This is a genomic window from Enterobacter sp. 61D5 (assembly GCF_034107965.1).
GTDB classification, from domain to species: domain Bacteria; phylum Pseudomonadota; class Gammaproteobacteria; order Enterobacterales; family Enterobacteriaceae; genus Enterobacter; species Enterobacter cloacae_M.
In genome coordinates, this window is record NZ_JAWNFK010000025.1 from 115,083 (window position 1) to 127,254 (window position 12,172).

Consider the following 12,172-nt stretch of genomic DNA (forward strand, 5'->3'; position numbering starts at 1 on the left):
ATAGCTAATCGCCATCACATTTTCCTTTTCCCTCTCCCGGTGAGAGAGGGCCAGGGTGAGGGCACCAAACCGCACAGGAGCCCAAGCCCATGCCATCACGCCGTCCGCCCTTTTTCGCCAGCGCCCGAGGCCGCCTGCTGATTTTTAATCTGCTGGTGGTCGCCGTGACGCTGATGGTGAGCGGCGTGGCGGTGCTCGGCTTTCGTCACGCCAGCCAAATCCAGGAGCAGGTTCAGCAGCAAACGCTGGACGATATGACCGGAAGCATGAACCTGGCCCGCGATACCGCCAACGTGGCGACGGCGGCGGTGCGGCTTTCACAGGTCGTCGGGGCGCTGGAGTACAAAGGCGAAGCCGAGCGCCTGAAGCAGACGCAAATGGCGCTGCGCCGCTCGCTGGAACAGCTTGCGGATGCGCCGCTGGCGCAGCAGGAGCCGGCGCTGGTGGCGCGCATTATTCAACGAAGCAATGAGCTACAGCAGAGCGTGACGGAGATGCTTGAGCGCGGACAGCGCCGCCATCTGGAGCGTAACGCGCTGCTGAGCTCGCTGTATCAAAGCCAGAGCTACCTGCGTCATCTGCAGGACATCAACCGCCGTTACGACAGCAACGTGCCGGATGCGCAGCAGCTGATGGAGATGGACCGGCTGATCGCCGCCGCCATCGACACCCCTTCGCCGCGCGCGACCGTTCAGCAGCTGGACGCCGTGGCCGCAGCGCTGCCCCGGAGTGCCTTACAGCCGGTTGTGAAGGGGGTTCTGCCTGATTTTAATGCCGAGTTAGGCAAGCTCGCCCCGCTGTCGAAACAGCTGGAAGAGAGCGACCTGGCGATAAGCTGGTATATGTTCCACATCAAGGCGCTGGTGGCGATCCTCAATAGCGATATTAATCAGTACGTCGGGCAGGTGGCGCAGGCCTCCCGGCTTCGCACTGCCCAGAGCCATCACGAGCTGCAGTCCATCAGCTTGTTTATCAGCTTCTTCGCCGTGCTGGCGCTGATCATCACCGGGTGCGCCTGCTGGTATATCTACCGCAATCTGGCCTCTAACCTGACGGCGATTTCCCGGGCGATGTCGCGTCTTGCTCACGGCGAACAGGACGTATCCGTTCCTGCCCTCCAGCGGCGCGATGAGCTGGGCGAGCTGGCGCGCGCGTTTAACGTGTTTGCCCGCAATACCGCCTCGCTTGAGCACACCACGCGCCTGCTGAAAGAGAAAACCACGCAGATGGAGATCGACCGCGTTGAGCGTCAGGGGCTGGAAGAGGCGCTGCTGCACAGCCAGAAGATGAAGGCGGTTGGACAGCTGACCGGCGGGCTGGCGCATGATTTTAACAACCTGCTGGCGGTGATCATCGGCAGCCTTGAGCTCACCGACCCCGAATCGAAAGACGCGCCGCGCATTACCCGGGCGCTGAAGGCGGCCGAGCGTGGTGCCTTACTAACGCAGCGCCTGCTGGCATTTTCCCGCAAGCAGTCCCTGACGCCGCATGCGGTAGAGATGCTGCCGCTGCTGGAGAACCTCCGGGAACTGATGCGCCACTCCCTGCCTGCCACCCTGACCCTGGAGATTGAAGCGCAAACCCCGGCATGGCCCGCGTGGATTGACGTTAGCCAGCTGGAAAACGCCATCATCAACCTGGTGATGAACGCGCGCGATGCGATGGAAGGGCAAAGCGGGGTGATTAAAATCCGGACCTGGAATCAGCGCGTCACCCGCAGCGACGGGCGCAGGCAGGATATGGTGGCGCTGGAGGTGATTGACCGCGGCAGCGGCATGTCGCAGGAGGTGAAATCCCGGGTCTTTGAACCGTTCTTCACCACCAAGCAGACCGGAAGCGGGAGCGGGCTAGGACTGTCGATGGTCTACGGCTTTGTCCGCCAGTCCGGCGGGCGCGTGGAGATTGAAAGCGCGCCGGGGCAGGGAACGACCGTCCGGCTTCACCTCCCGCGCTCCGTGCTGCCTGCCGCGGCGGACGATGAAGCGCTGTCAGCCACCGCCTCCGTCGATAGCGAGCGGCTGGTGCTGGTGCTGGAAGATGAGGCCGATGTTCGGCAAACCCTCTGCGAGCAGCTGCATCAGCTCGGCTACCTGACGCTGGAAGCGGACAACGGCGAGCAGGCGCTGAATATGCTGGAGGCTTCACCGGATATTGGCTTGTTTATCAGCGACCTGATGCTGCCCGGCAGCCTCAGCGGCGCCGAGGTGATTAACCATGTGCGCAGCCATTACCCGCAGCTTCCTGTACTGCTGATCAGCGGCCAGGATTTACGGCCCGCGCATAACCCTCAGCTGCCGGACGTCCAGCTACTGCGCAAGCCGTTTACGCGGGTGCAGCTGGCACAGGCGCTGCGCAAGGTCATGGTAATTTGAGATTTGCCCTTTATTTTCAGAATTTGGTTCCTGTTTCAGCCATTTACAGCCCCGTCTCTCCATGCAACCATTCTGATTAAACCATGCTGATAATAAGGCTTTGTTATGGATAACTGGCTGGCGCTTTTCGACGGACAGACCCTATATTTTCTGGATATCAATGACAGCTCAGTGAAGCCGGATGTCCTGCGCTTTTACGGCAGGGAAGCACTGAGCGAGCCGTTCAGATGGGACATCGAGTTCACCACGCCGCAGGCGAACATTCCCCCGGAAGAGGTGCTGATGAAATATGCCTCCTTCCGGATGCGGAGCGGTAAAAGTGTTCACGGCATTGTGACCCGCCTGGAATGGCTGTCCACCTCGAAAGACCAGTCCCGCTACCGGCTCACGCTCAGCTCCCGCCTGGCGCTGCTGGGATACACCCGACAGTGCGCGGTATATCAGAACCTGTCCGTACCTGAAGTGGTTGAGCAGGTGCTGCGTAAACACGGGCTGGAAGGTGCGGATTTTGAATTCAGGCTGGAGCGCACCTACCCGCCGCGTGAAATTATCACCCAGTGGCGGGAAACGGACCTGCAGTTCATCCGGCGCATTCTGTCTGAGGTGGGGATTTACTGGCGCACGGAGATGGACGACGTGCGCGGTCTGGATACGTACATTTTTGCCGACAGCCAGCTTAACTACCGGTTTGACGTGCGCCTGCCGTACAGCGAGCCATCGGGTCTGTTTGACGGCGCGGCGGAATCGGTCTGGGACGTGCGGACCTGGCACAAGGTTGCCACCGGGACCGTCACCACGCGGGATTACAACTACCGGACCGCCACCACGCCGATGGATGCCACGGTCAGCGTGCGCAGTGATGCGGTGACGACGGGCGAACACTACCGCTACAAAGAGCCGTACCGGGAAGCAGGCGACGACAGCGACCCGGAGCCGGAAACCGAGTCCGGCGCGTTTTATGCCCGGCTTCATCACGAGCGGGAACTGAATAAATCGGCCCGCATTCACCTGTTCAGCAACGCCTCACACCTCGCGCCCGGGCAGGTTCTGGAGCCGCAGGGCGACGTTATTACGGCCCTGAAGGAAGGCGTTATCCTCACCCTGGTGACCTTCCGGGGAGCGCGTGATTCCCGCCTGCACGTGTCGGTCTGGGGCCTGCCCTACACCGAGCGTTACTGCTTCCGTCCGGCAGACATCCCGCGTCCGGAAATTCACGGTACGCTTCCGGCCCGAATTGAGAGCCGGGAGAAGAACGACATATATGCTCACCTGGACGAACAGGGGCGCTACCGGGTGAAGCCGGACTTCGACCGGGGGGGGACGGAACCCGGTTACGGCTACCTGTGGTTGCGGATGGCGAAGCCGTATGCGGGAGGCACGCTGGGCTGGCATACGCCGCTCATTGATGGCACCGAAGTGGCGATTGCGTACAGCAACGGTGATATTGACCTGCCGTACATCGCATATGCGCTGCACGACTCCGAACATCCCGACCCCGTGAACCGGGACAACCACACCCGCAACGTGCTGCGTACCCCGGCGAACAACAAGCTGCGGATGGAGGATAAACGGGGAGAGGAGCGCATTAAGCTCGCCACGGAGTACGGGAAAACACAGCTCAATACCGGGCACCTGGTGGACGGCAAGGGGCAGATTCGCGGTAAAGGCACAGAGCTGCGCACCGATGAACGGGGAACGCTGAGAGCCGGGAAGGGACTCTTTGTTGCTGCGGATGCGCAGGTGAAGGCGCAGGGTGAGTTGCTGGATATGAGCGCTGCCCTGAAGGAAATCGACCGGCTTAACCAGCAACTGCAGCAGCTGGAAATCGCGGCGGAGCAGGCGCAGGCGCTGAAAGCGGATGTTGACAGCCAGATACGGATGTTTGAGCAGCGGCTGAAGCCGCTCAATGAGGCGCTGCTGATGTCGGCGCCGGAAGGGATGGCCCTGACAAGTGGTGAAGATATGCAGATGGTCGCAGCACGAAATGTGGCTGTCAACGCCGGGGGCGATATCAGTATTGGAGTGATGGGCAATGCGACACTGCTCACCGGGGAGAAACTGGGGCTCTTTGCCCGCACCGGCCAACTGAGCCTGAAATCCGGGGAAGGACCAGTAGATGTCCAGGCGCAAAACGCCAGCCTGCGGCTGTTCGCTGAGAAGAAGCTGACGCTGAGCTCAGCGAGTGACATCTCCTTTGCCGGGAAAAAGCGCATCACCCTGATTGGTGGCGGAAGCTACCTGCGGCTGGAGGCGGGGAAGATTGAGTACGGCACGACAGCGATGTACCTGCGGAGAACAAAGAGAACAATGGCGGCGGCTCCAGCCACAATGCCATTACCCATTCCATTGCTTCCCGGTCAGTATCCACCGCTTAACGGAACGATTTGTATCGAATGCCTCCTCAATGCCATCAAAGCCAATGACGCTATTGTTCAGGGAGCGTAGAAAATGAATGCCACAAATATGATCCAGGCGTTACCGGAATCGAAAAACGCACATTTATTTCTGTTACTGGAAGGTGGGGCGCAAACAACGGATTCTTTTCAGGCTTTTTATAACGAAAACGCAGCGGTTATGTATTCGTTGTATCTTCATCCACAGCTTACCGAAGCCAGAGATTATGGTCCCTGGTTGTTTGCAATAAGGGATAAAGAGGAGTTAACGGCCCGTATTACCTCAACGCCGGGATTAACTGCTGTTATCGCCTCTTCACGATCCGCAGGGGCGTTAGTCGTTCAGCTTTCTGCGGCCTGCACAATTATTTCTCCGGAAGGAGCAGCGACTGTAGTGCGTTTTTATATGCACGATGTCATTCGTCTGCTGGCGGGCCTGAAGGAACGTGAGTGGCATAGCCTATTATTCAAGGAGATTTTTCAATGGTGGGTACCTGGTGAAAATGAATGGCGGCAGATACACATTCCCGCTTCAGAGGTGATAGATCCCAGAGACAGTGCCATACGTTTAAGGCATGAAGAATGGCAACACATCACGGATAAACCTGTTGTCGCCGTAGTGTTAGCCGAGTGGCAGAACATGCCGTCCAGCCAGCATTTTCCTGCCTGTGTTCAACGTGACATGGTGATAAAAGCACTGAAAAAGGCCAGCGAAGCGAAAATGAAAGCGGGTACAGAGCAAAAACTTTATGCTCTTTATTATCTTAATGGCGGAAAAAAGAACCTGGAGTCAGATGATATTCAGGCTGCACTCGGAAAAGTGGTTCAGCGAAAAGTATCGCTGGAATATGTGTTATTCAACCATGCTCACTCTCAGGGATAAAAATACAGAATGGGATTCTTCAGAACGTATAAGAAAATAGATGGTGCAATTAACCGGGGTTATGCCCGCTGGGGGAAATGGCTCTGGGGTGCACTGATGCTGCCGGTGGTGATTTATCTTGGCTGGTCGGTATGGGCTGCGGTCTGGGGACCACCGTCAGGGCCGGTAACGCTAATTATTCACAATGAACTCGACAGACCTGTTTTAGGGTTTAGCGTGAATGGCGTGGCGGGTGCGAATGCATTTGCACATGGAGGTGGTGGGTCGACCTGCTGTGGGAGTATCAGTGGAAATAAGGCAGATGTCACATGGACATTGGACATTACTCACGAGCAATATCTTAAAGGTATGAGGTTAGAAACACGCCGCACGTTAATGGCTATGCCTGCACGCCAGTGGGATGAAAACTACCTGCATGTCTATTTCCTGCCTGGCGATAAAGTTTATCTATGGTGGAGTACGGGATTTAACAGCCCTGCGGCTGATGATATTGCCTCAGAGGTGGCGCAAAAGCATCGCCAGAATATGCACTGATTTTAAGGGATTAAAATGGGATTATTTAAGACGTTCAACAAAATAGACGGTGCGGTTAACCGGGGTTATGCCCGCTGGGGAAAATGGCTCTGGGGGGCGCTGGTACTGCCGGTGGTTATTTATCTTGGCTGGTCGGTATGGGCTGCGGTCTGGGGAGCGCCATCAGGGCCGGTGACGCTGATTATTCACAATGAACTCGACAGACCTGTTTTAGGGTTTAGCGTTAATGGTGTGGCGGGCGCGAATGCATTTGCTTATGGCGGAGGAGGCGCCACATGCTGCGGAAGCATTGCCGGGGATAAGGCTGAAGTTATCTGGACACTCAGTACCACCAGAGCCCAATATGATGCGGGGCTACGTAAAGAGACCCTCAAGTTAGCAATTCCTTTGCCAAAACGTGAGTGGGGCGAAAACTATCTCCATGTCTATTTCCTGCCTGGAGATAGTGTCCGGTTATGGTGGAGTACCGGATTCAATCATCCTGACTCTCACGATATTAAAGACCAAGCCCCAGGATTAAAAAAGGAGAAATAATATATGGATATTGAAAGTCTTATCGCCGCGGCGAACCGGGCACAGCAGGCAGAAGACGCTGGTTTAGGGAACTGTTCACGGATATGGCATGTGGGTTTTTTCTTTGATGGTATTCACAGGAATATAGAACAGGACGCGCCAGAACGTCGACTCAGCAATATTGCTCGTTTATTTCGTGCATTTCCTGATGATGCGCAAAAAACAAGTAAAGAGTACTACTCAAAGTTTTACATTTCAGGCCTTGGCACTCCGTTCAATGAAACCATCGCCGAAAAGCTTCACACCATTATGGATAGCGGTCTGGACAGCATAACGGGTGATATAAAAGGTCAGCCTGGTGAAATGGCCAAAGAAGCGGGTGTGGATTTTTTAAAAGGCGACAGCTGGTACGAGATTTTAAAACATCAGGGTAAGAAACTCCTCAACCCTACGGAATGGAAAAATCTGGCCTTCGACACTGCAAAAAATGCGGCCAAAAAAGTCAGTATCGAAGCCACCCCCTGGCTGCGCGATAACCCCACAATAGCGGATATGCTGGTGACCGGGGTCGACACCCGTATTGCATCGACCAAAATAACGTTTGAAGAGGGATACAAAGAAGCCGTTAAAAAAAGCCCGGTCCCCATCAGGCTTATCTCTGTTTCTCTGTTCGGTTTTGACCTTGGCGCTACCCTGGCACGTAAATTCCTGGACAGTCTGCTGAAAGATATCTGTAAGAAAGAGGGGGACAAATACACCTACCGGGGCATACCTGTCGATATCGTCTTTACCGGCCTGTTTGACTGCTCGCGACGCACATCGGCCAGTAACAACAACGGCGTGGATTATTTTATCTCTGCATTTGGCGGGCCGATAAAAGGGATTAGCGTGTTGCTGGGGGACAAGTCCATCGACCAGGACACCCCCTTGCCTGAGGCGGTAAAGAAAAGCCTGCATCTGGTTGCCGCCCATGAAACCCGCGTCTGGCGTTGCCTGTACCGCACCGGCAATAACCCGGCGCACAAGGAAGAACTCTATCCCGGTTGCGCGGAGGATATCGGCGGGGGCCTGAAACCGGACGAACAGAAGCCCAGTGCGGAGCTTTGTCGCGTCGCGCTGCACAGGATGTACCGTGAGGCGACGATGGCGGGCGTGCCTTTCCCGGATTTTCAAAGTCTGAAATCTTATTCTGAAACCGTAGCCAGCTATTTCACTATTCAGGACAACATCAAAAACCAGTCCGTCCTCCAGTGGGCAGAGGCGTACCAGAGCGCACTGCCCTTTTCCTCATTAAGCACCGCATGCCAGAACCGTCATCTGGACAGCTATATAGACTGGCTGGGCCGTCAGTACTATCAGTACCGCACAGAATGCATGAAATATGAAAAACAGCGCGGTGATACGCTCGCCTCTGCTGGCGCATCGGCAGGGTTTGTTGGCATTACGCAGGAGGCGAAAGAGACCGCCGGGCAGTACGCCAGTGAACTGTCTGTATTGCAGCAAAACTGGGGCTGGCTTGATGACGTGAAGGATGCCGCGATAAGAATGCGAAACAGTATGGAACAGAACCCCATGGACAGACGCAGGGATATCGTTCCAAACGTCTATGGACCGGCGCTGTGGCGTGCGAAGCGTTTTCTCGACTACTCCCACGCGGCAAATCTCGGTAAACCCCAGCCGTTCCCGATCGACACTGCCCCACCCGAGATGTACGCATGGTTTGTACACGACCTGCAAACGGTGGACAAAGGCGCAGGTATTTCGCAGGACTTTTTTGTTATCCGCTCAATGGAAATGCCTGAAGCCTGAATCCTGGGTTTTACGCGAAAAAATTTGAGATTCCTCCGCTACCCCGGCTTCCCGCCGTTCATTATCGTAAGGCCAGTTCACCTGCGAGTCTGGCCTTATGAAACGTTACTCAACTGCTCTGTTATTCGGTCTGCTGTCACTCACCAGCCAACTGGCTCATGCCGATATTGTTGATGATGCTATTGGCAACATTCAGCAGGCGATCAACGATGCCTATAACCCCAGCAGCAGCCGCAGCAATGACGACGACGATCGTTATGACCGCAGTCGTCAAATCGACAGTCGACAATACGACGATCGTCGTCGGCAGCTTGAAGACAGACGCCGCCGTTTAGATGAACGTCAGCGTCAGCTGGATGACGATCGCCGTCGGTTAGAAGAGGATGAGCGCAGGTTAGAAGACGATTACGATCGAGGCTAAGTGCCGCCTGTTGCCCTCACCCCAACCCTCTCCCACGGGAGAGGGAGAAAAAAAAAACCCCCCCCCCCCTGGGGGGGGGGTTTTGTTCCCCCCCCCCGGGGGGGGGGGGGGGCGGGGGGGCGCCCATCAGACCGCACGCTTGCNNCGGGAGAGGGAGAAAACCTAATCCAGCACCAGCACCATCCCGTCATAGCCCGCTTCTATGCCCTGCGGCAGCGGGTTATCCATCATCCACGCGTCAAACTGATGGCTGATGTGCGTCAGGATCACCTGCGGGCAGCCAATTATCTCGTTTAACGCAATCACGGTATTTAAGTCGCAATGGTTTCGCGGCGTTTCCTCGCGCGGTTCATGGCTGCAGTCGATAATTATTGCCTGCGGCTGGTTGTTGAGCAGGAACTTCACCGTTTTTTCCGGCAGTCCGGCGGTGTCGGAAAGCCAGGCCACGCGGCTGTGGGCCGATTCCAGCAAATACCCGAAGGTCAGTTTCGAATGGTTGAGCGGCAGCGGCGTGACCCGCAAACCCTGAAGCTCAAACATCACAAACGGTTCGACCGTGTGGCTGAAATCCAGAATGCCGGGGTGCTTAAACAGGTCGTCGCATCCGGCGTCGTCCGGCGGACCATAAACCGGAATCGTCGCCCCCACGCCCCAGCGCAGGGGGAACAGCCCCTGAACGTGATCCATATGGTAATGGGTGAGCAAAAACTGCTGGAAGCTGCCCGCCGGCCAGTCGTCCATCAGGTGCGGAATACCGGCATCCAGAAGGGTGACGGCATCGTTGAATTTCACCACCGCGCTGCACGGGCGACGGCGATAGTTGTCCTGCAGGCGCGCCCGGCGGCATGCCGCGCAGTTGCAGCCAAAGACCGGCACCAGCTGGGCGCCACCCGTTCCCGTCAACGTGATGGTCAGACTCATAGCGCACCTCTACAGCGGTTTGGTGAATCGGAAGTGGCTCTGCGTATATCCTTCACGAACGTAAAAACGGTGCGCGTCGGTGCGCTTCACGCTGGTGGAAAGTTCGGTCAGTTCCGCGCCGGCCTGTCGCGCTACCTCTTCCGCCCAGGCCAGCAGCTGACTTCCGACCTTTAACCCTCGCGCCTGCGGCATCACCACCAGCTCCTGGATCTCGCCGATCCAGCGCGCATGGTGCAGGTGAAACTGCATATGCAGACCGATCATGCCGATGACCTGTCCCTCTCTCTCCGCAAGCTGGTAGCGCATGTTGCGATCCTGCAGATTGGCAAGAAACCCGGCGTGGAACGCCTGATGGTCGAACTCTGCCTGCTTCAGTTCGCAGATCAGGGCATAGACAATCTGCGCATCGTCGGCGGTGGCGGGGCGAAGCTGGCAGTCAGGCATGCTGTTTCTCCTTCTGGCGGATAAGCGATAAAAAGGTATCGACTGACTGTAGCAAACTTCCGTCGTTATTGAGGATGTGGCAGTCCGACGGGGCATAGCGGGCCGCGCGCTCAAGCCGCAGATCGATCTCACGGGCTGATTCACGCCCCCGACTCTGCAACCGGCTGCGCAGAACGTCCGGCGAAACCTGCAGACAGACCGGCAGCAGGGCCGCCTCATAGCGGGCGCGCGCTTGTGGCAGATGCGCACGCGAGCCGTTAACCAGCACGTCAAAACCCGCGTGCAGCCAGAGGTCGATTTCGATGCCCACGCCATAGTAAAAGCCGTTGGCGTGCCAGCTCAGCGCCAGCAGGTTTTGCCCGGCGCGGATGAAAAACTCCTGCTCGCTCAGGGCGATATGGTTTTCACTCCCGGCATTGGCCGCGCGGGTAATATAGCGGTGCGCGACCAGCAGCTGCGGATGTTCCCGCTGCCGTAAGGCGGACAGCAGGCTGTCCTTACCGGAACCCGAGGGCCCCATTAACCAGATGAGCCTTCCCATCAGAACACCCTTTTTCCCTGACGCCAGACGTGGTCGATGTGAACGTGCTCGCCCTTGCGGTGGGCGAGTATCAGATCCGCGCGTTTACCCTCGGCGATTTCCCCGCGATCCTGAAGATTAAGCGCCGAGGCCGGGTTTTTCGTCACCAGTCGAATCGCCTGCGGCAGCGTAAAGCTGTTGCTCTCGTCGTCGGCGACCCGGAACGCCGCATCCAGCAGGCTGGCGGGGTAGTAGTCGGATGAAAGGATATCCAGCAGACCAAGGGAGGCAAGCCTGCTTGCCGCGACGTTGCCGGAGTGCGATCCGCCGCGCACGATGTTAGGCGCGCCCATCAGCACGTTCATGCCGTGCCTGCGGGAGGCTTCCGCTGCTTCAAACGTGGTGGGAAATTCGGCGATCACGCTGCCAAGCTGGTGGGATTCGCGCACGTGATCGTGCGTGGCGTCGTCATGGCTGGCCAGCGCGACATTGCGGTCCCGACACATCGCGGCAATCCTGAGACGGTTAGGCTGTGACCACCGTGCCGCCAGCGCCAGCTGCTCTTCTTCATAACGGGCCATCTCCGCATCGCTGAGAGAATATTTGCCCTGATAGTATTCGCGATACTTTTCAATGTTGGCGAACTGGCGCTGCCCCGGCGAGTGGTCCATCAGGGAGACCAGCGAGACCGGCTCGCGCCCGACCAGCTTTTCAAACAGCGGCAGGGTGGTGTGGTGCGGCAGCTCGCAGCGCAGGTGCAGACGGTGCTCGGCGCGGTTGAGGCCGCGTTTTTGCGTCTCCTCCACGGCGTTGATCATTTTCTCGAGATTCTCCAGGCGATCGCCGCCGTCGCGCACGTCGCCAATCGCCACCGCATCCAGCACGGTGGTGATACCGCTGGCGACCATCAGCGCGTCGTGGCTGCTCATCGCCGAATGGGCGGGCCNNGAAGAATTTGTCCAGATTATCGGTATGCAGCTCAATCAGCCCCGGCAGCAGCCAGCCGCCTTCGCCGTCCATCGCTTCAGGGGCACGGCTCTGGGTTTCGGCAAAGGCGCGAATAACGCCTTCATGAACTTCAACCGAGCCATTAACGACTTCATTTTCCAGCACCAGCCTGACGTTATTGATAATCATGCGTTTGTCCCCATCGGGTGCAGTTTGTCCGCCACGCGGCTGCGTACGGTTTCGTCGTGGAAGATCCCGACGATCGCCGCCCCGCGCGCTTTGGCCTGTTCGATCAGCTCCACCACGGCGGCGCTGTTTTTACCGTCGAGCGAGGCGGTGGGTTCATCCAGCAGCAGAATCGGGTAGTCAACGATAAATCCGCGGGCGATATTGACGCGCTGCTGCTCGCCGCCG

The 12,172-nt window shown here is 57.5% G+C and carries 11 protein-coding genes and 1 pseudogene; 7 read left to right on the forward strand and 5 right to left on the reverse strand.

The window, feature by feature from the left end; genetic code table 11:
- The first annotated feature begins 89 nt into the window (after nucleotides 1-89).
- From UTM25_RS21085 to yjdP, 7 genes are all read left to right on the forward strand, one after another.
- A complete protein-coding gene (locus UTM25_RS21085; protein WP_194401617.1) occupies nucleotides 90-2,372 on the forward strand; it encodes an ATP-binding protein in 2,283 nt (760 codons plus the stop codon).
- A gap of 105 nt (nucleotides 2,373-2,477) precedes the next feature.
- Nucleotides 2,478-4,817: a type VI secretion system Vgr family protein gene (locus UTM25_RS21090; RefSeq protein ID WP_194401616.1), complete on the forward strand. Its 2,340-nt coding sequence runs from the start codon at nucleotides 2,478-2,480 to the stop codon at nucleotides 4,815-4,817.
- Between the two features lie 3 nt (nucleotides 4,818-4,820).
- Entirely contained in the window at nucleotides 4,821-5,648 is an 828-nt protein-coding gene (locus UTM25_RS21095; RefSeq protein WP_194401615.1) for a DUF4123 domain-containing protein, read from the forward strand.
- A gap of 9 nt (nucleotides 5,649-5,657) precedes the next feature.
- Nucleotides 5,658-6,182 carry a DUF3304 domain-containing protein gene (locus UTM25_RS21100; RefSeq protein WP_194401614.1) on the forward strand — a complete coding sequence of 175 codons (525 nt, stop codon included), beginning with the start codon at nucleotides 5,658-5,660 and terminating at the stop codon, nucleotides 6,180-6,182.
- 15 nt (nucleotides 6,183-6,197) lie between these two features.
- Entirely contained in the window at nucleotides 6,198-6,716 is a 519-nt protein-coding gene (locus UTM25_RS21105) for a DUF3304 domain-containing protein (protein WP_194401613.1), read from the forward strand.
- A 3-nt stretch (nucleotides 6,717-6,719) separates the two neighbouring features.
- Complete coding sequence (locus UTM25_RS21110) at nucleotides 6,720-8,504, forward strand: DUF2235 domain-containing protein (protein WP_194401612.1); 1,785 nt, start codon at nucleotides 6,720-6,722, stop codon at nucleotides 8,502-8,504.
- Nucleotides 8,505-8,601: 97 nt separating this feature from the next.
- Nucleotides 8,602-8,925, forward strand: coding sequence for a DDRRRQL repeat protein YjdP (yjdP, locus tag UTM25_RS21115; protein WP_033144428.1), 324 nt, complete (start codon nucleotides 8,602-8,604; stop codon nucleotides 8,923-8,925).
- A gap of 162 nt (nucleotides 8,926-9,087) precedes the next feature.
- On the opposite strand, the gene phnP is transcribed toward yjdP, so the two are convergent.
- The 5 genes and pseudogenes from phnP to UTM25_RS21140 form a co-directional block, all read right to left on the reverse strand.
- Nucleotides 9,088-9,846 (reverse strand): phosphonate metabolism protein PhnP, encoded by a 759-nt coding sequence (phnP, locus tag UTM25_RS21120; protein ID WP_194401611.1) that lies wholly within the window; start codon nucleotides 9,844-9,846, stop codon nucleotides 9,088-9,090.
- Between the two features lie 9 nt (nucleotides 9,847-9,855).
- Nucleotides 9,856-10,290 (reverse strand): aminoalkylphosphonate N-acetyltransferase, encoded by a 435-nt coding sequence (gene phnO / locus UTM25_RS21125; RefSeq protein WP_023310082.1) that lies wholly within the window; start codon nucleotides 10,288-10,290, stop codon nucleotides 9,856-9,858.
- Nucleotides 10,283-10,834 carry a ribose 1,5-bisphosphokinase gene (gene phnN / locus UTM25_RS21130; protein ID WP_126797478.1) on the reverse strand — a complete coding sequence of 184 codons (552 nt, stop codon included), beginning with the start codon at nucleotides 10,832-10,834 and terminating at the stop codon, nucleotides 10,283-10,285. Before phnN ends, phnO begins: the two co-directional genes overlap by 8 nt.
- A pseudogene (gene phnM / locus UTM25_RS21135) lies at nucleotides 10,831-11,947 on the reverse strand (alpha-D-ribose 1-methylphosphonate 5-triphosphate diphosphatase). The gene phnN and the pseudogene phnM overlap by 4 nt, the downstream one beginning before the upstream one ends.
- Nucleotides 11,944-12,172: ATP-binding cassette domain-containing protein (locus UTM25_RS21140; protein ID WP_320715297.1), on the reverse strand; the 229-nt coding region annotated here is incomplete at its 5' end. The pseudogene phnM and the gene UTM25_RS21140, both read right to left, overlap by 4 nt.